We start from the raw sequence: 23015 nt of genomic DNA on the forward strand, positions 1-23015 counted from the left end.
GAACGCCCGTCACGCGCCGTCGGTCGGGTGCCCGTCGGCGAGCTTCGTGCCGAAGGGGTCGGCGGCGCCGGTCGCCCCGGGCGCGGGCAGGTGGTCGGAGTCCCGGTAGGCCCGTGCGCAGGTGAGCAGGTTGGCGCCGGCCGCCCGCATGTCGCCGGCGAGGCCGTCCAGCAGGGCCGTCCAGGCGGCGCCGCACCCCTGCAGCGCCGCTCCCGTCCGCCAGCCGGGCAGGCTCCCGGCCGCCCTCGCGCCGGGCTCCGCCAGCTTCGCCGTCTCCTCCGGCACCTTGTCGGCGACGGTCAGCGCGTTGTGCCCGGCCGCGGTCAACTCGCCCGGCCTGACGGTGAATCCCGGGTGTGGTGCCATCGCGTCCCCTTGCCGGCGGTGTCGGTCGCGGGCGCTATGGTAGCCGTGTGTACCCGAGCGGGCACGTAGTGTCGATAAAGGGGATGGGGGATGGACCTCGCGGGCCTGAGGGACGCCGGCCTGGCGGACCTCCACACCGCGGCGGACGCGTACGACGAGCTCTGCAGGGCGTACGCCCGGCACGTCGCCGACTGGAGGGGCGGCACCGCCGATCGGGTCCGCGGGTCCGGGTGGAGCGGCCCGGCGGCCACCGCCGCGGCGACCGTCCTGGACGGTGTCACCGGCAAGCTGGACGCGGCGATGACCGAACTCGGCTGCATCGGCCGGGAACTGCGCGCCTGCGCCGACTCCCTGGCCCTCGCCCAGGGCACGCTCCACCAGGCGCTCGCGGACGCCCGGGCCGAGGGCTTCGCGGTCGACGGCGCGGGCGCGGTGAGCCGGCCCGCGTCGGACAACCCCTTCCGGGCCGTCGGCTGGGAAGCCCGGCAGAAGGCCGCCGCCGAGGACATCGCCCGGCGGATCGGCTCGGCGCTGTCCGCGGCGACCAGGGCCGACGAGGGCCTGGCCGCGGAGCTCGACCGGTTCGCGCGCCAGGCGAACGACGCGTCCGGTCTGGACGGGCGGACGGCCGCCGCGGACGTCCTCCGGGAGGAGCGTGCCGACCCGCTCTGGAGGCGGAACATGCCAGCCGGGGGCGCGACGCCGACGGAGGTCCGCGCCTGGTGGCAGGGCCTCGGCCCGCAGGGGCGGCAGTGGTTCCTCGACCACCACCCGGAGGAGCTCGGCAACCTCGACGGCGTCCCCGCGCAGGTGCGGGACCAGGTGAACCGGGCGCGGCTGGAGGCCCTCCTGAGGGCCGCCCGGGACAGGGCGGCGGCGGGCCTGCCGCCGACCCCCGGCGACCGGGCGGCCCTCGCCCGTTACGGGCCCGTCGCCGACCGGCTCGGAACGGGCCGGGGCGAGCCGCCGCTCTATCTGCTCGGCCTCGGCGAAGCGGGCCGGGGGCGGGCGATCCTCTCCTACGGGAATCCGGACACCGCCACCGACATCGCCGTCTACGTGCCGGGGATCACCACCACCACCGAGAGCCTGGGCACGGCGGGAAACGTGCACGACGGCACCAACGAGGCGGAGAACGCGCTGAGCCTCTACCGCGCCGCCGGCGCCAGGGCCCCGGCGGGGCGCGCGGTCGCCTCGATCGTCTGGCTCGGCTACGACCCGCCGGGAGCCGACTTCGGGGCCGCCTCCACCAGGGCGGGCAAGGACGGCGCCCCGGCGTACGCGAGGTTCCTGAGCGGGCTGCGGGCGAGCAACGAGGGGGTCCGCCCGCCGCACGTGACCGCGGTCGGGCACAGCTACGGCTCGTACCTGGTGGGCCGGGCGGCCGGGCTGGCGGCCAAGCCGGGGTCGCCGGACTCGCCCCCCGACGACGTGGTCCTCCTCGGCAGTCCGGGCGTCGGCGCGGACCGGGCCTCCGACCTGGGGCTGCCCCCGGGCCGGGTCTGGGTCGGTGCGGCCGACAACGACGTGGTGACGCACACCCCGTCCAGGCTGAGCATCGATCCGGACGAACGCTGGTTCGGGCGGGATCCGGCCAGCAGGCACTTCGGCGCGAACCGCTTCACCGTCGACGACTGGAGCCGGGGGAACCCCGTCGACGCCCACACCAAGTACCTGACCGGCCGGGGCGGGCCCTCGCTGGGCAACGTCGCGGCCATCGTCACGGGCAGCGGCGACGTCCGTCTGACGGGCGGGCGCTGACGACCGGGTGCTGACGACCGGGCGGGCGGCGGAGCCGGGGCGGCGGACGCCTGGATGGCGGGCGCCTGGATGGCGGGCGCCCGGGCGCCCCGGGCGCGGCGGCGGCCGTACGGGCCGCACCGGTCGGCGCCGTCACGCCCAGTCCCACCGGATCCCGAGGATGCACGGCCGCAGCGCCGTCGCGACCAGGTGAACGCAGTGGTGTCCGTCGAGGGTGAGTTCCTCGGTCTCGTAGGGCGTTCCTCCGGGGGAGTGCAGGGCGAAGCGGTGGCAGCGGACGGGGAGGGCCGCGGGGTGGAAGGTGACCTGCAGGACGTACTGGCCGGCGCCGGAGTTGAAGCCGCGGACGTACTCGCAGCTGGGGTCGGGGGAGGGGGCGTCGTCGAAGCCGTAGCCGAGGAGGTGGGTGTCGCCGGCGCGCAGCCGGCGGTCGAGGAGGAGTTCGGCGACGAGCAGGTGGTGGGCGCGGTCGTGGCGGATTCGGCCGGGGCGGCAGTTCTCCTCGGCGCGGACGCCGACGCCGGTGATGTCGCAGCCCGGGTCGCCCTGGTAGAGGGCGAGGTAGCGGTCGGTGCCGTCGCGGTGGGCGCGCAGGGCGTGTTGGGAGTCGCGGCGGGTGATCTGGCGGTCGGGGCCGAGGCGGACGCGTTCGATGTGGGTGATGGTGTGCAGGCCGGTGTCGCGGGGGCCGGCGATGGTGGCGAGCAGGTCGTCGACGGCGGTGGCGGGGGAGATGAGGTCGCGGTAGGGGCGGACGGGCGGTCCGGCCGGGGTGGTGTCGGCGGCGCGGCGGGGGCCGAGCAGCCGGGTGAGGGAGCGGTCGGGGAGGTCGAGGACCTCTTCGAGGGCGGCGACGGCGCGGAGCGATTCGGGGCGTTCGGGGCGGCGCCGGCCCTGTTGCCAGTAGCTGAGGCTGGTGAGGCCGACGTGGACGCCGCGCAGGGCGAGGTGGCGGCGGATGCGGTGGAGGGCGAGGCCGCGGGTGGCGATGGCGGTGCGCAGGGCGAGGTGGAAGGGGCCGGTGCGCAGGGCGGCTGCGAGGTCGGCCTGGTCGGTGCGGTGGATGACGGCCTCCTGGTGTGGGGGTGGGCAGACCGTGTTTGACCGTGAATATTCACATCCGGTCGGGGGTTTGTCACCGGTTCCGGCTCGTCGCGCGGGGGTTTCCGGGGTGGCGTTCACACCGGGGACCGCCCGTTCACACCCGAACTCGGGTGGCCTCGGAGGCCGTTGACCGGATCCGGCCACGGCGCGATGCTCATGGCGCGATCCGGACCGCGCCCCCACACAGCACTTCGCTTCGCTCGTGCAAGGAGGCACCTCCCCCATGCCAGTTCCACGCATACGGCTGCGCCGTGCGGTCTCACTGCTCGCCCTCGGCGTGCTGGGCCCGGCGCTGACCGTCGCGGCGACCACCCCCACGGCCGCCGCGACCCCCACCGCCGACCGGGCCGCGGCCCGGGTCCGGCAGGCCGCCGCACCCGGCAGCACGGCCGATCTGGCCGGCACCTACAAGAAGCTCAACATCATCATGCAGCAACAGCAGCAGACCAACTGGTGCTGGGCGGCGAGCGGGAACACCATCGCCACCTGGTTCGGCTACTCCTACAGCCAGAACCAGTTCTGCAACGCCGCGTTCGGCCGCTCGGCCAACTCCGGCTGCCCCAACAGCCAGGCCACCCTGGGCGACGTGCAGAACGGCCTGAGCCGGATCGGCGTCAACCCGGGTTCGTACGTCACCGGGTACCTGCGCTACGGCACGGTGCAGGCCGAGGTGGACGCCGACCGGCCGATCGAGACGCGCATCCAGTGGAGCTCCGGCGGCGGTCACATGCACGTCGTCTACGGCTACGACACCGGCAACAACTGGGTGTACTGGGGCGACCCGTGGCCGTCCAACTACCGCTACAACTGGGCGGACTACTGGTACTACGTGAACAACGACACGTTCTCGTGGACCCACTCCCTGTACCGGATCGGCGCGTGAGGGGCGACCATGACTGACCTCGGAAGGGCCCGTCGGGCCGCCGTCACCGCCCTGCTCGCCGCCGGTCTCGGGCTGGTGCTCGCGCCGGCCGCGCACGCGGGCTCCCCGGCCGGCGCCCCGGCGCCGCTGTCCGCGGCCGACCTGGCCGGGGCCCGCAGCGCGGTCCAGGACCGGGCGGTCCTGGACCGGGTGGGCCACTTCTTCGCCCGCAGGGGCGTCCCGCCGACCGGGCAGCTCACCCTCGGCGCGGCGGAGGAGGCCCGGGCGGCCGGCGCGGCCGCGCCGCGGCTGACCGGCGACACCGTGCCGGTCTACACCCTGGACGCGGCCTTCGTGGCGGGCGCCGCGGGCGTGCCGGTGGCGAAGGCCGAGTTCACCGCGAGCACGGTGGTCGCGGCGGACGGGCAGACGGCCTCGGTGTGGACGGTCCGGCAGGGCGGTGCCTGGAGGGTCGTCAACATCGCGTCCGGCGGTGACGAGGGCGACTACGCGGCGAAGGCGGCGAGCGGTGGCGGCGGCACCGCGTTCCGCGAGCCGCAGGTCAACGCCTGGTACGTGCTGCGCGACGGCCGGGTGCTGCCGCTGGACGACGAGGCGCGGCGCTCGGTGGGCGCGGGCGGGGTGTCGCTGGCCGCGTACCAGCAGCTGGTGCACCAGCGGTACGGGGACAAGCTGCCCGGCTCGGCGTACGACCGGGCGGGTGAGGGCGGCGGCTACCCGCTGGCGGCCGGTCCGGAACGGGCGGCGGGCGGCGGTTCGGCGCTGCCGGCGGTGACGGCGGCCGCGGCCCTGGGCGCCACCGCGCTCGCGGGTGCGGGCGCGGCCCTGCGGCGGCGGAGGGCGGGCGTCCGGGCTTAGCCCCTGGATGCGCCGCACGCGGGACGGGCGGGGTCCGGCCGACACGGCCGGGCCCCGTCGTCGTGTCCGGAGGGTGACGGCGGCCGGGTGACCGGCCGGGTGCGCTCCGTGATGTGTCCTGGAAGTGCAGCTTCCGCACGAGGAATTGACGCAACGTTGATCTGTCGTTCGCCGCCCGGGGGCGGTTCCGGGTGACGGACGGTAGATACGATGTGGCGGTCGGTCAGTGCGGGCCGACGTGTGCCGAGAGCGGGGAAGGGGTGGGGCGGCAGGAGCCGACCACGAGCCCGGCGCCGGGAAAGGGGAGCCGCAGTGGCCGACAGGGATGACAGGCAGTCGAGTGCCCAGGTGTGGGGCGCGGTGGTGGTGGTGGCGTCCGCGCTCGCCGTGGTCGCGGCCTACCTGATCAACGGGGCGGCGCTGGTCCTGGCGGTCGCCGGGGTCGAGGTGCTGCTGGTGATGGTGCACGTCGGTCGCAGGTGGCGTGCGATGCACCGGGAACCCGCCCCGCGCGGACACCGGTCCTCCGCCGCCAGCCCGGACGCCGCGCACTGCGAGCGCTGCCGCCGGGCCCGCGAGGCGCTGGACGCCCGGCAGGCGCGCGGCGGTGCCGCCCGGCCGGTGGTGGCTCCGCGCTCGCAGGCGCAGGCGGGCCCGGCCTCGTGGTCCGGCCCCGCGCCCGTCCCCGGCCCGGACGTCGAGCCGCACCCGGGGGCCGGTCCCGAGGCCGGCCTGGTCGACCGCCCGCCGTACCCGCGCCGCCCGCAGGGCCGGGCGCCGTACGAGCGCCCGTGGACGGCGGAACGGGCGGTCACCCGGTCCGTGGACCGGGCGGCCGCCCGCCGTGGTGCGCCGGGTTCAGCCGGCCGCGCTGTACGCCACCAGTGAGACCCCGACGTACTGCACGATGAACGCGCCCAGGGTGAAGGCGTGGAACACCTCGTGGAAGCCGAACCAGCGGGGTGAGGGGTTGGGCCGCTTGAGCCCGTACACCACGCCGCCGATGCTGTAGAGCACCCCGCCGACGATCATCAGCACCAGGACGGCGACTCCGCCGGCCCGCAGGAAGTCGGGCAGGAAGAAGGCGGCGGCCCAGCCGAGCGCGATGTACACGGGGGTGTACAGCCAGCGCGGCGCGCCGACCCAGAACACCCGGAACGCTATCCCGGCCAGTGCGCCGCCCCAGACCGCCCAGAGCAGCAGCTGCTGGGCGGCGCCCTTGAGCAGCAGCATCGTGAACGGCGTGTAGGTGCCCGCGATGATCAGGAAGATGTTCGCGTGGTCGAGCCGGCGTAGCACGGCGTCGCCGCGCGGCCCCCAGTCGAAGCGGTGGTAGACCGCGCTCACCCCGAACAGCAGCCAGGCGCTGACCGAGTAGACGGTGCAGGCGATCCGGGCCGGCGTGGATTCGGCCAGGCAGATCAGCACGATCCCGGCGGCCACGGTGGCGGGGAACATGCCGGCGTGCAGCCAGCCGCGCCACTTCGGCTTGTGCTCGGTGCTCTCACTCTCCGTGCTCCCGAGGAGCTCAGCAGTCATGCGCTGCATGCTACCCGCTACCTACGGGGCCGTAGGTTACTGGCTCGTAGTGAAGTGGCGATCGTCACTCTTGGACGTTTTGGAGCATTCGGAGAGGGGGTGGAGGCGCCCGGGGCGCGGCGCGGGTGGCTCGTTACTGGCTGGTAATCATACTTACTGTAGTAAAAGATGCGTCAATTTCGCCTTCGTGCCGTGATTCGGCCCCGAGGCCGGAGCTACGCTGCAAGCACCCTCAGACCCCCGCTACGCCATCTCCTCGCCGAGATGGCGTGAAACGGAGCGATCGTGTCGTACGAGATCTCTGCTCTCAGCGCCTCCGCGCCCACCCGTCACCAGCGCCTGCTGGCGTGGGTGAGCGAGATCGCCGAGCTCACCCAGCCGGACCGCGTCGAGTGGTGCGACGGCTCCGACGAGGAGTACCAGCGCCTCGCGGACCTGCTGGTGGCTCAGGGCACCTTCAAGAAGCTCAACGAGGAGAAGCGCCCCAACTCCTACTACGCCGCCTCGGACCCGACGGACGTGGCGCGCGTCGAGGACCGCACCTACATCTGCTCCGAGCAGGAGAAGGACGCCGGCCCGACCAACAACTGGAAGGCCCCCGCCGAGATGCGGGAGGTCTTCCAGGGCGAGAACGGCCTGTTCCGCGGTTCGATGAAGGGCCGCACGATGTACGTCGTGCCCTTCTCGATGGGCCCGGTCGGCTCCCCGCTGGCCGCCTACGGCGTCGAGATCACCGACTCCGCCTACGTCGCCGTGTCGATGCGCGTGATGACCCGCATGGGCAAGGCCGTGCTGGACCAGCTCGGCGAGGACGGCGACTTCGTCAAGGCCGTGCACACCGTCGGCGCCCCGCTGGCCGAGGGCCAGGCGGACGTGCCGTGGCCGTGCAACAGCACCAAGTACATCTCGCACTTCCCGGAGAGCCGCGAGATCTGGTCCTTCGGCTCGGGCTACGGCGGCAACGCCCTGCTCGGCAAGAAGTGCTACGCGCTGCGCATCGCCTCGACCATGGCCCGCGACGAGGGCTGGCTGGCCGAGCACATGCTGATCCTCAAGCTGACCCCGCCGTCGGGCGAGGTCAAGTACGTCGCGGCCGCCTTCCCGTCGGCCTGCGGCAAGACCAACCTGGCGATGCTCCAGCCGACCGTCCCGGGCTGGAAGGTCGAGACGATCGGCGACGACATCGCCTGGATGCGCTTCGGCGCCGACGGCCGGCTCTACGCCATCAACCCCGAGGCCGGCTTCTTCGGCGTCGCCCCCGGCACCGGCGTGGACACCAACGCCAACGCCATCGAAACCCTCTGGGGCAACACGGTCTTCACCAACGTCGCCCTCACCGACGACGGCGACGTGTGGTGGGAGGGCCTGACCGAGGAGCCCCCGGCGCACCTCACCGACTGGCGCGGCAACGACTGGACGCCGGAGTCCGGCACCCCGGCCGCCCACCCGAACGCCCGCTTCGCCGTCCCGGCCGCGCAGTGCCCGACCATCGCCCCCGAGTGGGAGGACCAGGCGGGCGTGCCGATCTCGGCGATCCTGTTCGGCGGCCGCCGCGCCACCGCCGTCCCGCTGGTGACGGAGTCCTTCGACTGGCAGCACGGCGTCTTCCTCGGCGCCAACATCGCCTCCGAGAAGACCGCCGCCGCCGAGGGCACCGTGGGCGAGCTGCGCCGCGACCCGTTCGCGATGCTGCCGTTCTGCGGCTACAACATGGGCGACTACTTCGCCCACTGGCTGAAGGTCGGCGCCCAGGCGGACGCCGCCAAGCTGCCGAAGATCTACTACGTCAACTGGTTCCGCAAGAACGCCGAGGGCTCGTTCGTCTGGCCCGGCTACGGCGAGAACAGCCGCGTGCTGAAGTGGATCGTCGAGCGCCTGGAGGGGACCGGCGACGGCGTCGAGACCCCGATCGGCGTGCTGCCGACCGTCGAGGGCTTCGACCTCGGCGGCCTGGACCTCTCGAAGGAGGACCTCGACCTGCTCTTCACCGTGGACGCCGACATCTGGCGCCAGGAGGCCGCACTCGTGCCGGCCCACCTGGAGCTGTTCGGCGAGCACACCCCGAAGGAGCTGTGGGACGAGTACCGGAGCCTGGTCGCGCGCCTCGGCTGAGCCTGAGCCTCAGCCGAGCGAGAGGCGGGGGCGCGGCACGAACCGCGCACCCGCCGAGCGACAGGACGGCCGGAGTTCCGCCGGACGGTCTTTCCCCGACCAAGGAGACCGTCCGGGCCGGAACTCCGGCCGTAGTGCTTTTCCGGGGCGCCCGAGGGGCGCCCCGCGGGCGGGGTCCTCTCGAGGGGCGTCCTTTCGAGGGGCGTCCTCCGAGGCGGGTCCCTCAGGGCTGGGTGTAGCCGCTCAGGAAGTCGCCGATCCTGGTCACCGCGTCGGTGATCTCCTCCGCCCGCGGCAGGGTGACCAGCCGGAAGTGGTCCGGTTCGGGCCAGTTGAAGCCGGTGCCCTGGACCAGCAGGATGCGCTGGGAGCGCAGCAGGTCCAGCACCATCTGCGCGTCGTCCTTGATCTTGTAGACCTTGGGGTCCAGCCGGGGGAACGCGTACAGCGCGCCCTTGGGCTTGACGCAGCTGACCCCCGGGATCTCGTTGAGCAGCCGGTAGGCCGCGTCCCGCGAGGCCAGCAGCCGCCCGCCGGGCAGCACCAGGTCGCGGATCGACTGCCGGCCGCCGAGCGCGGCGGCCACCGCGTGCTGGGCGGGCATGTTGGCGCACAGCCGCATCGAGGCGAGCACGGTCAGGCCCTCGACGTAGCTGCGGGCCCGCTGCCGGTCGCCGGAGAGCACCATCCAGCCGGAGCGGAAGCCCGCGACCCGGTACGCCTTGGACAGGCCGTTGAAGGTGACGCAGAAGAGGTCGGGCGCGAGGGTGGCCAGCGGGACGTGCTCGGCGTCGTCGTAGAGGATCTTGTCGTAGATCTCGTCGGCGTAGACCACCAGCTGGTGCCGGCGGGCGATCTCGGCGATGCCCTCCAGCACCTCGCGCGGGTAGACCGCGCCGGTCGGGTTGTTCGGGTTGATCACCACGATGGCCCGGGTCCGGTCGGTGACCTTGGCCTCGATGTCGGCGAGGTCCGGGTACCACTCGGACTGCTCGTCGCAGCGGTAGTGCACCGCGGTGCCGCCGGCCAGCGAGACCGACGCCGTCCAGAGCGGGTAGTCCGGGGCCGGGACGAGCACCTCGTCGCCGTCGTCCAGCAGCGCGGTCATGGCGAGCTGGATCAGCTCCGAGACGCCGTTGCCGAGGAAGACGTCCTCGACGCTCAGCCCGTGCAGGCCGCGCTCCTCGTAGTGCATGACCACCGCGCGGCGCGCGGAGAGCAGGCCCTTGGAGTCGCCGTACCCGTGCGCGGACGCGAGGTTGCGCAGGATGTCCTGGAGGATCTCCGGCGGTGCCTCGAAGCCGAAGGTGGCGGGGTTCCCGGTGTTGAGCTTGAGGATGCGGTGGCCCTGTTCCTCCAGCCGCATCGCCTCGTCGAGCACCGGGCCGCGGATGTCGTAGCAGACATTGGCGAGCTTGCTGGACTGGATGACCTGCATGCCTGCCTACTTTAGGGGCACCTGCGGCACCTCGGCGCGCGTCCGGGGACACGCGCCGAGCCCGCTCGAACGGCCCCCTTGGATCGGCAGGCCGGGGTGTCAGCCGACCTTCCAAACCAGGGGCGCGGTGTCCAGGATGTTCCCGTACGTGAGGAAGCTGGGCGGGGTCTCGTTCGGAACGAGATAGACGGCACACAGCTTCACGGACTGCCCGTCGGCGAGTGGGACCAGCGACCGGGTGTCGCACTGCGGGATCGCCTTCTGCAGGGTCGCGGCCGGCAGCGCGCCCGCCGAGTGGTCCCGGGGCTTCACCCAGACCCGCATCATGTAGGCGTCCTCGCCCAGCGGGGCGCCGGTGCGGTTGGTGAAGGTGACGGTGACGTAATAGGGGGTCTTGCCGTCGGTGCTCGCCGCGGGGAGGCGGAACGGGGCGATCTCGGCGGCGGTGCCCTTCACGACCGAGACGGCCGAGGCGTCCACCACCGAGCTCTTGCCGACGTAGCGGCCGGTGGCGCCGAGCGGCAGCGGGCGGTCGTAGCTCACCTGGGTGACGTTGCCGCCGCCGGCGGTCGCGGCCGGCTGCGGGCCGCCCCCGCCGGGCGGGGCGGAGGCCGCGGGTGAGGAGGCCGCCGGCGGGGGAGCGGCCGGGGCCGAGGAGGGGGCGGTGGCGGCGGGCGCGGTGGTCACGGCGACCGGCGCGGTCGGGTCGGCCACCGGGTCGGCGTTGTCCGGCCCGCAGGCCGACACCGCCAGGACGAGTGCCGCCGCCGGCAGGCCGGCCGCGAGCGCGCGGGTGGATCGGGTCTTCTTCACGGTCGTTCCCCCGTTGGATGATGTGGTCCGTGCGTCCCGCCCCGTCGCCGGGCGCCGCACGCCGTGCGGGCGCGATCGAGAGGGGGTGCGCCGGTGATGCTAGCCGCAGCCGGCGCGGTACTGGCCGGTTTTCTGGTGGCTCCGCTGGTGCGCGGCCTGGTCGCCCGGTTCGCCGTTCCCGAAGGTGAACCCTGGTGCGCTGCCTGTCCGTTGTGCGGGCGGGAGGTGCGCCTGCTGCCGCCGGGCGGGCGCTGCCCGGGCTGCCGGGGCCGGCTGGGCGCGGGCCCCTGGTCGGTGGAGCTGGTGGTGGCGGCCGTCGCCGTCGCGGTGGCGCGCGCGGCGGACGGGCCGTCGGCCGCGGTGCTGGGCTGGACGGCGGTGCTGGGCGTGGTGCTGGGGTTCGTCGACGCGCGGGTGCGCCGGCTGCCGTACCCGCTGACCCTGCCGCTGGCCGGCGGGGTGGCGGTGCTGCTGGCGGTGGCGGCGCTGACGGAGGGGCGCCCCGGGGTGCTGCTGCGCTGCCTGCTGGCGGCTTGCACGGTCGGTGCGCTGCTCGAACTGGCCGTCTGGCTGGGCGCCCTGGGCCCGGGTGACTCCCCGTTGGGGTTCGCCCTGGGCGGGTTGCTCGGCTGGTTCGGGTGGCGTGCGGCGGCCGGCGGACTGCTGGCCGCGGTGGTGCTGGCCGGGCTCTGGGCGAGCCTGCGGGCCGCGGTGGAGCTGGCGCGCCGCCGGCCGGTGCGCGGACTCGACGTTCCGGTGGGGCCGTTCCTGCTGCTCGGCGCGCTGCTGGCGGTGCTGGCCGGGTAGCGACGGACACGGCGGGGCCCGCCGTACCGCGTGGGTACGGCGGGCCCCGCCGCCGGCGCGCGGGCTCCACCCTCGAGGAGCGGCGCGCCGCGGGCCTGTCCCCGGTGCCCCGTCCACCGGGTGCCCCCCGGTCCGCCCCGGGCGGACGACGGGGTGGGGCGACAGGCCCCGGGAATTACGGCATCTTGTGGACGAACGGGCCGACCGCGTTGGAGAACGCGTTGCCGTTGTTGGCGTCCCAGTTGGTGGACCAGGTCATCGCGCCGCGGATGGTCGGCCACTTGGCCGGCGGGACGAAGCTTCCGCAGTTGTTGCCGGTGGCCAGGCAGTCCAGCGCGTTGTTCACCACGGTCGGCGAGACGTAGCCGCCGCCGGCCGCCCGGGTGGAGGCGGGGACGCCGATGCCGACCTGGTCGGGCCGCAGGCCGCCCTGGATGTGGGTGCAGACCTGCGAGGTGATGAAGTCGATGGTGCCCTGGTTGTAGACCTTGCCGTCGCAGCCGTTCATGCCGCCCGAGTTGTAGAACTGGGTGTTGACGACGGTGAGGATGTCCTTGGTGTTCAGCGCCAGCTGGAAGTAGGCGCCGGCGGTGCTGTACATCCCGATGGTCTCGGGCGCCATGGTCAGGACGAAGCCGGGGCCGACCTTGGCCTGCAGGGCGTGCAGCGCGTTGCCGAGCGGGCCGGCCTGGACGCCGTTCTCCAGGTCGACGTCGATGCCGTCGAAGCCGTAGTCCTTGATGATCGCGTAGGCGCTGTTGACGAAGTTGTTCCCGGCGGTGGCGTCGCCGACGGTGATCGCCCCGTTCTGGCCGCCGATGGAGAGGATCACCTTCTTGCCGGCCGCCTGCTTGGCCTTGACGTCGGCGCGGAACTGCGCGTCGGTGTAGCCGCCGAGGGCCTTGGACAGGCCCGGGTCCAGGGTGAAGCTGATCGCGCCGGTCTGGGTGGGCACGGCGTCGGCGAAGGAGACCGCGATGATGTCGTAGGCGCTCTGGACGTCGCTCAGGCGCTGCGGGGTCGAGTTGTTGTCGAAGTTCTGCCAGTAGCCGGTGACCGCGTGCGCGGGCAGGCCGGTGACCGGCGGGGTGGTGGCGGTCGCGGTGGCGGTGGGGGTCGGCGTCGCGGTCTGGGTGGGGGTCGCGGTGGCCGTCGGGGTCGGCGTGGCCGTCTTCGTCGGCGTGGCGGTGGCGGTGGCCGTCGGCGACGGGGTGGGGGTGGCGGTCGGGCTCGGCGTGGAGGTGCCGCCCGGGCCGGCCAGTGCGACGTCGTCGGCGAGGTAGGCGCTCTGGCCGTACCAGCCGTGCAGGTAGACGGTGACGCTGGTCGCGCTGGCGCCGGTGGTGAAGGTGGTGGACAGCTGGTTCCAGCTGTTCTGGTTCGACCAGGTCGACGGGTCGGTGCCGCCGGTGCCGCGGGCCCCGAGGTAGACGTACGGGCCCTGGACCCACGCGCTCAGCGTGTAGCTGGTGTTGGGCAGCACGCTGATGGTCTGGGTGCACTCGGCGGTGTCGCCGGCGCCCGGGGTGGCCTGCAGCGCGCCGGTGCCGGAGTGGACCGGGGAGGACACCGTGGTGGCGGCGCCGGCGCAGTTCCAGCCGCCGAGCCCGCCGTCGAAGCCGCCGTTGGTGACCAGGTTGCCGACCGCGGCGTTGGCGCCCCCGGCGAAGAGGGCCAGACCGCCGCCGGCCAGGGCGAGGGCGGTGGCGCCGGCCGCGACGGCCGGGAGGGTGCTGCGCCGGCGCTTGTGCGCGGGCTGGTTCAGCGAACGGGCCATGGGGTGACGCTCCTGGGGGAGGAGCGGCCGCCGCGGTGGGGGGCGCGGCGGCCGCGTGTGGGGGAGGGGAGGTCCGCGATGGGGCTCGGGTGGGACGGGATCCGTGGGGTTCGTTCCGTCCTGGGTCACAAGCTGGACTAGACCATTGCGGGTCGTCAAGCATCGGGCGGTCGGCTTACGGGTCCCTTAAGGATTCGGAGACCGTTCCGTGTCCGCCGACGAACCATCCCCGGCCGAGCCCGGCGCGCCCGCCGGAACAGACTCCGCACAGGACCGTGACCAGACCGCTACCTGCGGCTTTACCGTGCGCCTGCCTGCCGGAGTAGGCTGCGCCGGGGTGGTGACGCACCAGCTGAACGAGTACGGAGGGGTCCGGAAAACATGGGTCTGCGCGATGTCGCCGAACGGACGCCTGGGCTGCGCACCCTGCTGGGCGGGATGTACGGGCTCTACGGCCGCCGGGTCGAGGTCCACCTGGCCCGCACCCCGCACCACATCGGCGTGATCCTCGACGGCAACCGCCGCTGGGCGAAGGCGACCGGCGGCTCCACCGCCTACGGCCACCAGCGCGGCGCCGACAAGATCAGCGAGTTCCTCGGCTGGTGCGACGAGACGCACGTCAAGGTCGTCACCCTGTGGATGCTCTCCACCGACAACCTGGACCGGCCGGCCGACGAGCTCGTGCCGCTGCTCGGGATCATCGAGGACGCCGTCACCGGCCTGGCCTCCGCCCGCCGCTGGAAGGTCCACCCCGTCGGCGCGCTGGACCTGCTCCCGCAGCACACCGCCGACGTGCTCAAGCGCGCCGCCGACGAGACCGCCGACATCGACGGCATCACCGTCAACGTCGCCGTCGGCTACGGCGGCCGGCACGAGATCGCCGACGCCGTCCGCTCGCTGCTCCAGGAGCACGCCGGGCGCGGCACCTCGATCGAGGAGCTGGCGGAGATCCTCGACGTCGAGCACATCGCCGAGCACCTCTACACCCGCAACCAGCCCGACCCCGACCTGATCATCCGCACCTCGGGCGAGCAGCGCCTGTCCGGCTTCCTGCTCTGGCAGAGCGCGCACAGCGAGTTCTACTTCTGCGAGGCGTACTGGCCGGCCTTCCGCAAGGTCGACTTCCTGCGGGCGCTGCGCGCCTACGAGCAGCGGAACCGCCGCCTCGGCCTGTAGCGGCCCGACCAGGGGATCCGGCCTCCGGGGCCCGCGGCCGGGCTCCCCGGGGCGGGTCGGCGCGAAGTGACCGCCGTAGGGCTGGCCTACCCGCGCGCGGCGCGAGGCCAAACGTTCACCGGCAATGATCCGTCAGTTCGCCGGGGACGCGAATGCACCGCCCCTCGCCTGGGAATACTCCACTCAGTCCGGTCCCGAGGCCACCGGGGCAGCGGGGGCCGGCATGCCGCGGATGACGCAGGGTCATCCGCTCTGGAGGCCTAGTGGTCAGTTCCAAGAGCCGCCGGACACCAGACCGGCGCACGTACGTTCTCGACACCAGCGTGCTCCTCGCGGACCCGCTCGCCATGACCCGCTTCGACGAGCACGAGGTCGTCCTGCCGGTGGTCGTCGTCACCGAGCTGGAGGCCAAGCGGCACCATCCGGAGCTGGGCTACTTCGCCCGCCAGGCGCTGCGGCTGCTCGACGACTACCGCATCCGCCACGGCCGGCTCGACGAGCCGATCCCGGTCGGAGAGCTCGGCGGCACCATCAGGGTCGAGCTCAACCACTCCGACCTGTCGATACTGCCGGCCGGCTACCGGTCCGGCGGGGGCGAGGCGGACACCCGGATCCTCGCGGTCGCCCGCAACCTGCAGGCCGAGGGGTACGACGTCACCGTCGTCTCCAAGGACCTGCCGCTGCGGATCAAGGCCAGCTCGGTGGGCCTGCTCGCCGAGGAGTACCGGGCCGAGCTCGCGATCACCTCCGGCTGGACGGGCATGTCCGAGCTGCACGTCCAGGCCGATCAGGTGGACGCGCTGTTCGCGGCCGGCCACGACGCCGCGGTGGACGTCGAGGGGGCCGCCGAACTCCCGGTCCACACCGGGCTGGTGCTCACCTCGGAACGCGGCCGGGCGCTCGGCCGGGTGACGGGCGACGGCAGGGTCCGGCTGGTGCGCGGCGAGCGGGAGGCGTTCGGGCTGCGCGGGCGCAGCGCCGAGCAGCGGGTGGCCTTGGACCTGCTGCTCGACCCGGACGTCGGGATCGTCTCGATGGGCGGCCGGGCGGGCACCGGCAAGTCCGCCCTGGCGCTGTGCGCCGGTCTGGAGGCGGTGCTGGAGCGGGGGCAGCACCGCAAGGTGATGGTCTTCCGGCCGTTGTACGCGGTCGGCGGGCAGGAGCTCGGCTACCTGCCGGGTTCCGAGACGGAGAAGATGAGCCCCTGGGCGCAGGCGGTCTTCGACACCCTCTCCGCCGTCACCACCCCGGACGTGATCGAGGAGGTCATCTCCCGGGGGATGCTGGAGGTGCTGCCGCTGACCCACATCCGGGGGCGCTCGCTGCACGACGCCTTCGTGATCGTGGACGAGGCCCAGTCGCTGGAGCGCAACGTCCTGCTGACGGTGCTGTCCCGGATCGGCCAGGGGTCGCGGGTGGTGCTCACCCACGACGTGGCGCAGCGGGACAACCTCCGGGTCGGCCGCTACGACGGCGTGGTGGCGGTGGTGGAGAAGCTGAAGGGGCATCCACTCTTCGCGCACATCACGCTCACGCGCTCGGAGCGTTCGCCGATCGCGGCGCTGGTCACGGAGATGCTGGAGGACATCAGCCCGTGATTCCGCCCTGATCGGGGCATAGTAGGACAATAAGGTCAACTCATGGCGTGGGGCCCGCTCCTGACGGAGCGGGCCCCCGCCCCTTTCATCACATCGAGTGCTTTCTGTCCGGAGAACTCCCGTGCGGTGAATGTGACATGCGCCACGCGGGCGGGAATTGCGTCGACAGTGCCGGGTACGGCATGGTGAGGGTTCTGTCAGGCCCCGCGTACGGTGCGGCAGGGCTTCCGGACCCCGGAAGTCAGGCCCCGGATGGTCCACCAACTCCGGTCGGTGGACAGACAATTGAACACCGATGAGCCGTACGCCGCCCGATTCCAACGCCCGGTCGCCTCACCTCGGCCGGACGCCGGGCCAGCACCTCCCGTGACCAGAGCACCTGCGGAGGTCAGTGCCAAGGGGCATGTTGCGCCCGCACGGTCACGCGTGGGCGATGCTGGAAGGAATCCATGTGACTCGGATCTCGGTCCGGGGAGTCGCTGTGGCCTCCGCCACCGCCGTCACCGCAGTCGGTGCCGTCGTGGGTGTGGCCTCGGGCAGCGAGGGCAAGACGACGCAGACGGTCGACGTCGCCGGCGCGACCCTGCTTGCCGAAGTCCCCTCTGGCGCCCAGGCGCAGACCATCAGTGACAACATCGGCCAGCAGGCCTCCGCCCAGCAGGCCTCGGCCGACGCTGCGGCCAAGGCCGCCGCCGAGCAGAAGGCCGCCGAGGAGGCCGCGCGCCAGAAGGCCGCCGCGGACGCCCAGGCGAAGGCGGACGCCCAGGCCAAGGCCGACGCGGAGAAGGCGGCCAAGGCCGCCGACGACAAGCGCAAGGCCGACGAGGCCGCCGCGAACCGCTCCAAGGCCCGGTCGGCGATGGCCGCCGTCGACAGCAGCACCCCGCCCGTCTCGGTGAGCCCCGGCTCCGTCCAGGACACCGCGCGGCAGATCGTCGGCGACGACACCCAGTTCCAGTGCTTCAGCCAGATCGTGAAGCGCGAGAGCGGCTGGGACTACACCGCGACCAACAAGAGCTCCGGTGCGTACGGTCTGGTCCAGGCGCTGCCCGGCACCAAGATGGCCTCCGCCGGTGCCGACTGGCGCACCAACCCCGCCACCCAGATCAAGTGGGGTCTGAGCTACATGAACAGCCGCTACGGCAGCCCCTGCGGCGCCTGGTCGTTCTGGCAGGCCCACAACTGGTACTAGGAGCACCGCCGCCACGGCGTGCACTCCCGACGGCCCCCGGCCGTCCGTCCTTCGGGGCGGGCGGCCGGGGGTCGTCGCGTCGTGCGGCCGTCGGAGCCGCCGGGCCCTCGGGGCGGAGTCGGGCCGCGCCGCCCGGGCTGCGCTGACCAGTGCGCCCACGGGCGGTGCGGGCCCGGGTGCGGACGCGGGGCGCGGGAAGGGGTCCTGGTTGCTTCCCGCACCGGCCGGTCCGCCGACGGTTGGCTCGCGGGGGCGACTCCGTGTTCCCCGGGGTCTCGCCCGACTCCTCCCCCGCGCTGCGCATCCGAAACCATCTGAAACCTGGTCTTTTGTCCAGGTTTGCCGGTGAGATTGTTCGGGCCGAACCCACCGGCGGCCGGACTCCCCGGGCCACCGCCGGGTAGCGTCATCCCTGACGGCCGTGGCGGGACCCACGGCGTTCCGCCGGCGGCGGCGGTTCGGCAGGGGAGCGGCGGTAACGGGGATGGCACGGGGCGGAAAGGCCTTCAAGGCCGTGGCCAAGGGCATGGCCGTGGTGGCGAGCGCGGCCGCCGTCATCGAACGGCGCCGGCGCGCCGCGATGGCGGCCGACCCGCACGAGCTCGCCGTCCCCGAACTGGCGGGCGCGCCCGAGCCCGTTCCGGCCCCCCGGATCGAACCCGCCCGGCCCGCGGACCTGCCGCCGGCCCCGGCCCAGGCCCCCGCGTCGGCCGGAGCCGCGCCCACCGTGGCCCCCGTCGCCCCCGTGCCGGTCGCGCACGCCGGGCTCGGGCGGGAGTACCACCCCGGCCGGCCCGCCACCCCCGCCGAGGCGGTGCCGTGGAGCCTTCGGGTGGCCGCCGAGTCGACCTGGCGGCTGCTGCTGCTCGGCGCCGCGCTCTACGCCGTCTTCTACATCGTCGACATGCTGCGGCTGGTCGCCTTCGCGGTGCTGGCCTCCCTGCTGATCTCCGCGCTGCTGGAGCCCTCGGTCTCCTGGCTGCGCCGGCGCGGGGTGCCGCGCTCGCTGGCGGCGGGCGGGGTGTTCCTCAGCGGCCTGGCCGGCATCGGCCTGGTCGGCTGGTTCGTGGTCTGGCAGGTGACGACCAACCTGTCCAAAGTGACCACCCAGGTCAAGGACGGCGTCAACCAGCTGCGCGACTGGATGATCACCGGGCCGCTGCACCTGACCCAGCAGCAGATCACCGACTTCGCGAACCAGATCACCAAGGCCATCACCACCAACACCGACCAGCTGACCTCGGCCTCGATCACCGGTGCCCAGATCGCCGTCGAGGTGCTGACGGCGGTGCTGATGACCTTCTTCACCACCTTCTTCTTCCTCTACGACGGCGGCCGGATCTGGAACTGGGCGCTGCGCGGCCTGCCCAGGCACTCCCGGTTCGCGATGGCGGGGGCCGGGCCCAAGGCCTGGGCGACGCTCACCGCGTACGTCCGCGGCACCGTCTGCGTGGCCTTCATCGACGCGGTCTGCATCGGCGTCGGGATCGACCTGCTCGGCGTGCCGCTGGCGATGCCGCTGGCCGTGATCATCTTCCTGGGCGCCTTCGTCCCGCTGGTCGGCGCCCTGGTCACCGGGACGGTGGCGGTGCTGATCGCCCTGGTCACCCAGGGGCCGTGGACGGCGCTGATGGTGCTGGTCGTGCTGGTCGCGGTGATGCAGATCGAGAGCCACATCCTCCAGCCGCTGATCCTCGGCCGCGCGGTGCGGGTGCACCCGCTGGGCGTGGTGCTCGGCGTCGCGGCGGGCGGCATCATCGGCGGCATCGGCGGAGCGGTGGTCGCCGTCCCGCTGATCGCCGTCACCAACACCGTGGTCACCCACCTGCGCCGCCGCAACGAGGCGGGGCAGGAGGTCTTCACCGCGCTGGAGGCCGCCCGGGAGGCGGCCGGCCGCAGCGCCGCGGCGAACGCGTCGGGCCCGTCGGGTCCGAACGCCTCCGGCGCGGACTCCGCGGCCGGGCACCCGCCCACCGTGCACCCGGAGGCGGCGCCGGTCACCAGCCCCTGAGGACCGGGACGAACGGCACCGCGAGGACGCCCAGCAGGGCGGCCTCGCCGACCAGGGCCACCCGCACCGCGCGGGCCCGGGTGTGGGCGGGGGTGAACGCGGTGAGGGCCCAGCCGAGGAGGGCCCCGCCCAGCGGGCCGGCCACGGGGGCGAGCAGGCCGAGGGCGACGACCGGGCCGTGGCCGAAGTCGGTCCAGATGAACGCGATCGGCAGCCACATCCCGATCGCGACCGCGACCAGGCCCCACGAGATCCAGGCGAAGGTCGGCCAGGCCGAGCCGGGCGGCAGTTCCCTCAGGTCGGACACGGTGTTGTTCTCCCCCCGGAGTCGATCTTCCGTTGCCTACACGCCGGTTCCGGCCGCCCCGGTTCCGGTCGGCCGGCTCCGGTCCGGGACCGCTCGGGCCGCGGCCGGGGGCGGTCCGGGGGCGGTCCGGACCGGGCCCGGGAACCGTCCGGGAACGCCGACGGGCCCCTTCCGGACGCGGTGTCCGGAAGGGGCCCGTCGGGCCGGGTGCACGATCCGTCAGGCGTCGACGGTGGCGAGGGCGGCCTCGGCGTCGAGGACGCCGGCCACGGCCTGCAGCACGGCGGCGATCTTCATCGAGGCCTGGACGACCTCGCGCTCCACGCCGGCCTTGCGCAGCACGGCCTCGTGCGAGTCGAGGCACTGGCCGCAGCCGTTGATGGCCGAGACCGCGAAGCACCAGAGCTCGAAGTCGACCTTCTCGACGCCCGGGGTGCCGATGATGTTCATCCGCAGACCGGCCCGCATCGTGCTGTACTCCTTGTCGGAGAGCAGGTGCAGGGTCCGGTAGTAGACGTTGTTCATCCCCATGATCGCGGCCGCGCCCTTGGCGGCGGTGTACGCCTCCGGGGAGAGGTTGGCCTTCGCCTCGGGCTCCAGCTCGCGCAGCAGGCCGGCGCTACGGGTGGCCATCGCGCAGGACAGCACGGTGCCCCAGAGCTGCTGGGCGGGGAGGTCGGAGTTGCCGATGACCGAGCCCAGGTTGAGCTTGAGGTCCTTGGCGTAGTCCGGGAGGGCGGCCTTGAGGTCGTCGAGGGCCATGGGTCAGCCCGCCAGCAGGGCCTGGGCGTCGAGGGTGTCCTCGCCCTTGGTCCAGTTGCACGGGCACAGCTCGTCGGTCTGCAGGGCGTCGAGCACCCGCAGGACCTCCTTGGGGTTACGGCCGACGGAGCCGGCGGTCACCATGACGAACTGGATCTCGTTGTTCGGGTCGACGATGAACACCGCGCGCTGGGCGGTGCCGTCGGCGGCCTCGACGCCGCAGGCGCGCATCAGGTCGTGCTTGACGTCGGCCAGCATCGGGAAGGGCAGGTCGCGCAGGTCCTTGTGGTCCTTGCGCCAGGCGTGGTGCACGAACTCGGAGTCGCCGGAGACGCCGAGGATCTGGGCGTCGCGGTCGGCGAACTCGTCGTTCAGCTTGCCGAACGCGGCGATCTCGGTCGGGCAGACGAAGGTGAAGTCCATCGGCCAGAAGAAGACGATCTTCCACTTGCCCTCGTAGGACTTGTGGTTGATCTCGGCGAAGGCGTTCGCGGCGTCCAGGTCGACGCAGGCGTTGAGTTCGAACTCGGGGAACTTGTCACCGATCGTGAGCACGTTCGCTTCTCCTGAAGTGAGATGAGGGGCGTTTGTCCGGATTCCGGACACGTCCTACGTTTCCACATCGTGGACTGATCGGGGAAATAGCTAGACTGGATGTGTCTGATCGGAGATGGCTATCAGTACCGAACCTCCCACGTCCAAGCCCCGCAGTCGCCGTCCCGCCGCCGCGAGACCCGAGCGGCCTGTGGCGAGCGCCACAACCCGCAGCCCCCGGACGCCGACCGTCGCCCAGCTCAGGGCCTTCGTCGCGGTCGCCGAGCACCGGCACTTCCGGGAGGCCGCGGCGGCCACCGGGACGAGCCAGCCGGCCCTGTCCGGCGCGGTCGCCGCGCTCGAGGAGGCGCTGGGCGCGCAGCTCGTCGAGCGTACGACGCGCAAGGTGATCGTCACCCCACTAGGGGAGCGGGTACACGCGCACGCACGCCGGGTGCTGGCCTCGCTGCAGGCCCTCACCGAGGAGGTCGAAGCCGCCCGCCGGCCCTTCACCGGCCCCCTGCACCTCGGCGTCATCCCGACCGTCGCGCCCTACCTGCTGCCCACGGTGCTGCGGCTGGTCCGCGACCGCTTCCCGGAGCTGGAGCTGCACGTCCACGAGGAGCGCACCCCCTCGCTGCTGGAGGGGCTGGCCGCCGGACGCCTCGACGTCCTGCTGCTCGCGCTCCCGGCCGGCGGCGCCTCGCCGACCCGGGACATCCCGCTGTTCGACGAGGACTTCGTGCTGGTCACCCCGCCCGGGCACCCGCTCGCCGGGCGGATCGACGTCCCGCGCGACGTCCTGCTCGACCTGGACGTGCTGCTGCTGGAGGAGGGGCACTGCCTGCGTGACCAGGCCCTCGACATCTGCCGGGAGGTCGGCGCCGACCCGTCCGGCTCCACCACCCGTGCGGCGGGGCTGTCCACCCTCGTCCAGCTGGTCGCCGGCGGGCTCGGCGTGACCCTGCTGCCCGCCACCGCGCTGGACGTCGAGGCGGGCCGCACCGACCGGCTGGCCGCCGTCCGCTTCGCCGCGCCGGCGCCCGGCCGCCGGATCGGCCTGGCCACCCGGCCGGGCTCGGCGCGCAGTGCCGAGTACGAGCGCTTCGGTGCCGCGCTGCGCGAGGTGCTGGCCGACCTCCCGGTCCGGATCGCCTCCTGACGCTGCGCCCGGCGCCGGGGCTGTCGGCGCGCGGCCGGCGCCCGGGCTGCTGACGCGGGGCCGGCGCCGGGGCTGTCGACGCGCGCCCGGCGCCGGGCGGGCCCTAGCGGATCGCGGCCGGGGCGCCCAGGCAGAGCCCGACGGTGGTGGCCACCAGAAGGTCGAGGGCGCGCAGGGTGTCCTGGTCGGGCTGCTCGCCGGGAGCGCGCAGGGCCAGGTAGCGGTCGGTCAGGCCGTCGAAGCCGGTGAGGAAGTGGACGGCGATCTCCCGGGCGGGCATCGCCAGGTCGAGGCCGTGCGCCTCGGCGAGTGCGGTGAGCATCTCCGCCGCGGTGCCCTCGATCCCGTGCTGGAGCGCCCGCATGATCTCCTGCAGGTCCGGGTCGCGCATCGCCAGTGCGGCGAACTCGCTCAGCAGCACGCAGCGCCCGTCCTCGCCGGTCGAGCTCTCCCAGAGTGCGTGGACCAGCGTCCCGACCTGCTCGCCGAAGGTGCCGTCGCCCGGGTAGGCGGCGCGGACGTGGCCGATGAACTCCGCGGTCAGCTGCTCGACCACGGCCCGGTAGAGGTCCTTCTTGGTGCCGAAGGTGTAGTGCACCGTGGCCTGGGCCACGCCCAGCTCGGCCGCGATCGCCCGGGTGCTGCCGGCGGCGACGCCCTCCCGGGTCATCAGGTCGAGGGCGGCCTGGACCAGTTGCGGGCGGCGTTCGGAGGCGGGGACGTGAGCCATCCAGCCAGGGTAGCGCCATGGTCGGTCAACCGCGTCGAATGATTCTGTCGATCGATCCTGTCGGTCAACTTGGTCACCCGACAAA

At 73.5% G+C, this 23015-nt stretch carries 21 protein-coding genes; 11 read left to right on the forward strand and 10 right to left on the reverse strand.

Annotated elements, in window-relative coordinates; translation table 11 throughout:
* Positions 1 to 9: 9 nt before the first annotated feature.
* Positions 10 to 366 (reverse strand): hypothetical protein, encoded by a 357-nt coding sequence (locus ACIA8Q_RS12970; protein ID WP_396317178.1) that lies wholly within the window; start codon positions 364 to 366, stop codon positions 10 to 12.
* Between the two features lie 90 nt (positions 367 to 456).
* Between ACIA8Q_RS12970 and ACIA8Q_RS12975 the strand changes: the two genes are divergently transcribed.
* On the forward strand, positions 457 to 2127 hold the full coding sequence (locus tag ACIA8Q_RS12975; protein WP_396317179.1) for an alpha/beta hydrolase: 1671 nt from the start codon (positions 457 to 459) through the stop codon (positions 2125 to 2127).
* A gap of 132 nt (positions 2128 to 2259) precedes the next feature.
* Here the strand turns inward: ACIA8Q_RS12975 and ACIA8Q_RS12980 are convergent, their stop codons facing one another.
* Positions 2260 to 3192, reverse strand: coding sequence for a hypothetical protein (locus tag ACIA8Q_RS12980; RefSeq protein WP_360210974.1), 933 nt, complete (start codon positions 3190 to 3192; stop codon positions 2260 to 2262).
* 262 nt (positions 3193 to 3454) lie between these two features.
* Here ACIA8Q_RS12980 and ACIA8Q_RS12985 point away from each other — a divergent pair, with 262 nt between their 5' ends.
* The 3 genes from ACIA8Q_RS12985 (at position 3455) to ACIA8Q_RS12995 (ending at position 5860) form a co-directional block, all read left to right on the forward strand.
* Positions 3455 to 4114: a papain-like cysteine protease family protein gene (locus tag ACIA8Q_RS12985; RefSeq protein ID WP_396317180.1), complete on the forward strand. Its 660-nt coding sequence runs from the start codon at positions 3455 to 3457 to the stop codon at positions 4112 to 4114.
* A gap of 9 nt (positions 4115 to 4123) precedes the next feature.
* The gene (locus ACIA8Q_RS12990; RefSeq protein WP_387904495.1) at positions 4124 to 4972 is read left to right on the forward strand and encodes a hypothetical protein; all 849 of its coding nucleotides are present in this window, start codon (positions 4124 to 4126) and stop codon (positions 4970 to 4972) included.
* A gap of 312 nt (positions 4973 to 5284) precedes the next feature.
* Positions 5285 to 5860 carry a hypothetical protein gene (locus tag ACIA8Q_RS12995; RefSeq protein WP_360210916.1) on the forward strand — a complete coding sequence of 192 codons (576 nt, stop codon included), beginning with the start codon at positions 5285 to 5287 and terminating at the stop codon, positions 5858 to 5860.
* Here ACIA8Q_RS12995 and ACIA8Q_RS13000 read toward each other — a convergent pair.
* Positions 5831 to 6520: a hemolysin III family protein gene (locus ACIA8Q_RS13000; protein WP_387904493.1), complete on the reverse strand. Its 690-nt coding sequence runs from the start codon at positions 6518 to 6520 to the stop codon at positions 5831 to 5833. The genes ACIA8Q_RS12995 and ACIA8Q_RS13000 overlap by 30 nt on opposite strands.
* A gap of 276 nt (positions 6521 to 6796) precedes the next feature.
* Here ACIA8Q_RS13000 and ACIA8Q_RS13005 point away from each other — a divergent pair, with 276 nt between their 5' ends.
* Positions 6797 to 8623 carry a phosphoenolpyruvate carboxykinase (GTP) gene (locus tag ACIA8Q_RS13005; protein WP_396317181.1) on the forward strand — a complete coding sequence of 609 codons (1827 nt, stop codon included), beginning with the start codon at positions 6797 to 6799 and terminating at the stop codon, positions 8621 to 8623.
* A 223-nt stretch (positions 8624 to 8846) separates the two neighbouring features.
* Here the strand turns inward: ACIA8Q_RS13005 and ACIA8Q_RS13010 are convergent, their stop codons facing one another.
* Both ACIA8Q_RS13010 and ACIA8Q_RS13015 read right to left on the reverse strand, forming a co-directional pair.
* Complete coding sequence (locus tag ACIA8Q_RS13010; protein WP_360210910.1) at positions 8847 to 10061, reverse strand: pyridoxal phosphate-dependent aminotransferase; 1215 nt, start codon at positions 10059 to 10061, stop codon at positions 8847 to 8849.
* Between the two features lie 99 nt (positions 10062 to 10160).
* Positions 10161 to 10874: a hypothetical protein gene (locus tag ACIA8Q_RS13015; protein ID WP_360210908.1), complete on the reverse strand. Its 714-nt coding sequence runs from the start codon at positions 10872 to 10874 to the stop codon at positions 10161 to 10163.
* Between the two features lie 96 nt (positions 10875 to 10970).
* Here ACIA8Q_RS13015 and ACIA8Q_RS13020 point away from each other — a divergent pair, with 96 nt between their 5' ends.
* Positions 10971 to 11681, forward strand: a complete 711-nt coding sequence (locus tag ACIA8Q_RS13020; RefSeq protein WP_396317182.1) for a prepilin peptidase — start codon at positions 10971 to 10973, stop codon at positions 11679 to 11681.
* 175 nt (positions 11682 to 11856) lie between these two features.
* Here the strand turns inward: ACIA8Q_RS13020 and ACIA8Q_RS13025 are convergent, their stop codons facing one another.
* The gene (locus tag ACIA8Q_RS13025) at positions 11857 to 13458 is read right to left on the reverse strand and encodes a chitinase (RefSeq protein ID WP_396317183.1); all 1602 of its coding nucleotides are present in this window, start codon (positions 13456 to 13458) and stop codon (positions 11857 to 11859) included.
* Between the two features lie 381 nt (positions 13459 to 13839).
* Here ACIA8Q_RS13025 and ACIA8Q_RS13030 point away from each other — a divergent pair, with 381 nt between their 5' ends.
* From ACIA8Q_RS13030 to ACIA8Q_RS13045, 4 genes are all read left to right on the forward strand, one after another.
* Positions 13840 to 14634, forward strand: a complete 795-nt coding sequence (locus tag ACIA8Q_RS13030; RefSeq protein ID WP_360210902.1) for an isoprenyl transferase — start codon at positions 13840 to 13842, stop codon at positions 14632 to 14634.
* Positions 14635 to 14897: 263 nt separating this feature from the next.
* Complete coding sequence (locus tag ACIA8Q_RS13035) at positions 14898 to 16232, forward strand: PhoH family protein (RefSeq protein ID WP_360210900.1); 1335 nt, start codon at positions 14898 to 14900, stop codon at positions 16230 to 16232.
* A 451-nt stretch (positions 16233 to 16683) separates the two neighbouring features.
* Entirely contained in the window at positions 16684 to 17424 is a 741-nt protein-coding gene (locus ACIA8Q_RS13040) for a transglycosylase SLT domain-containing protein (RefSeq protein WP_360210898.1), read from the forward strand.
* A gap of 484 nt (positions 17425 to 17908) precedes the next feature.
* Complete coding sequence (locus ACIA8Q_RS13045; protein WP_396317184.1) at positions 17909 to 19435, forward strand: AI-2E family transporter; 1527 nt, start codon at positions 17909 to 17911, stop codon at positions 19433 to 19435.
* Here the strand turns inward: ACIA8Q_RS13045 and ACIA8Q_RS13050 are convergent.
* The 3 genes from ACIA8Q_RS13050 to ACIA8Q_RS13060 form a co-directional block, all read right to left on the reverse strand.
* On the reverse strand, positions 19422 to 19742 hold the full coding sequence (locus tag ACIA8Q_RS13050; RefSeq protein WP_396317185.1) for a hypothetical protein: 321 nt from the start codon (positions 19740 to 19742) through the stop codon (positions 19422 to 19424). The two genes, ACIA8Q_RS13045 and ACIA8Q_RS13050, sit on opposite strands and share 14 nt — an antisense overlap.
* 219 nt (positions 19743 to 19961) lie before the next feature.
* Positions 19962 to 20504 (reverse strand): alkyl hydroperoxide reductase, encoded by a 543-nt coding sequence (locus tag ACIA8Q_RS13055; RefSeq protein ID WP_360210892.1) that lies wholly within the window; start codon positions 20502 to 20504, stop codon positions 19962 to 19964.
* Between the two features lie 3 nt (positions 20505 to 20507).
* On the reverse strand, positions 20508 to 21059 hold the full coding sequence (locus ACIA8Q_RS13060; RefSeq protein ID WP_030397082.1) for a peroxiredoxin: 552 nt from the start codon (positions 21057 to 21059) through the stop codon (positions 20508 to 20510).
* A gap of 190 nt (positions 21060 to 21249) precedes the next feature.
* On the opposite strand from ACIA8Q_RS13060, the gene ACIA8Q_RS13065 reads away from it, so the two are divergent.
* A complete protein-coding gene (locus ACIA8Q_RS13065) occupies positions 21250 to 22200 on the forward strand; it encodes a LysR substrate-binding domain-containing protein (protein ID WP_387904476.1) in 951 nt (316 codons plus the stop codon).
* A 103-nt stretch (positions 22201 to 22303) separates the two neighbouring features.
* Here the strand turns inward: ACIA8Q_RS13065 and ACIA8Q_RS13070 are convergent, their stop codons facing one another.
* Positions 22304 to 22930: a TetR/AcrR family transcriptional regulator gene (locus tag ACIA8Q_RS13070; RefSeq protein WP_360210888.1), complete on the reverse strand. Its 627-nt coding sequence runs from the start codon at positions 22928 to 22930 to the stop codon at positions 22304 to 22306.
* Positions 22931 to 23015 lie beyond the last annotated feature (85 nt).

This window comes from Kitasatospora sp. NPDC051705, from assembly GCF_044453265.1.
GTDB lineage: Bacteria > Actinomycetota > Actinomycetes > Streptomycetales > Streptomycetaceae > Kitasatospora.

Bases quoted from the DNA above. Each gene is read 5' to 3' on its own strand.
- ACIA8Q_RS13030 (WP_360210902.1), top strand. From the start codon at position 13,840: ATGGGTCTGCGCGATGTCGCCGAACGGACGCCTGGGCTGCGCACCCTG.
- ACIA8Q_RS12990 (WP_387904495.1), top strand. From the start codon at position 4,124: ATGACTGACCTCGGAAGGGCCCGTCGGGCCGCCGTCACCGCCCTGCTC.
- ACIA8Q_RS13010 (WP_360210910.1), bottom strand. From the start codon at position 10,061: ATGCAGGTCATCCAGTCCAGCAAGCTCGCCAATGTCTGCTACGACATC.
- ACIA8Q_RS12985 (WP_396317180.1), top strand. From the start codon at position 3,455: ATGCCAGTTCCACGCATACGGCTGCGCCGTGCGGTCTCACTGCTCGCC.
- ACIA8Q_RS12975 (WP_396317179.1), top strand. From the start codon at position 457: ATGGACCTCGCGGGCCTGAGGGACGCCGGCCTGGCGGACCTCCACACC.
- ACIA8Q_RS12970 (WP_396317178.1), bottom strand. From the start codon at position 366: ATGGCACCACACCCGGGATTCACCGTCAGGCCGGGCGAGTTGACCGCG.
- ACIA8Q_RS13055 (WP_360210892.1), bottom strand. From the start codon at position 20,504: ATGGCCCTCGACGACCTCAAGGCCGCCCTCCCGGACTACGCCAAGGAC.
- ACIA8Q_RS13025 (WP_396317183.1), bottom strand. From the start codon at position 13,458: ATGGCCCGTTCGCTGAACCAGCCCGCGCACAAGCGCCGGCGCAGCACC.
- ACIA8Q_RS13070 (WP_360210888.1), bottom strand. From the start codon at position 22,930: ATGGCTCACGTCCCCGCCTCCGAACGCCGCCCGCAACTGGTCCAGGCC.
- ACIA8Q_RS13000 (WP_387904493.1), bottom strand. From the start codon at position 6,520: ATGCAGCGCATGACTGCTGAGCTCCTCGGGAGCACGGAGAGTGAGAGC.
- ACIA8Q_RS13020 (WP_396317182.1), top strand. From the start codon at position 10,971: ATGCTAGCCGCAGCCGGCGCGGTACTGGCCGGTTTTCTGGTGGCTCCG.
- ACIA8Q_RS13045 (WP_396317184.1), top strand. From the start codon at position 17,909: ATGGCACGGGGCGGAAAGGCCTTCAAGGCCGTGGCCAAGGGCATGGCC.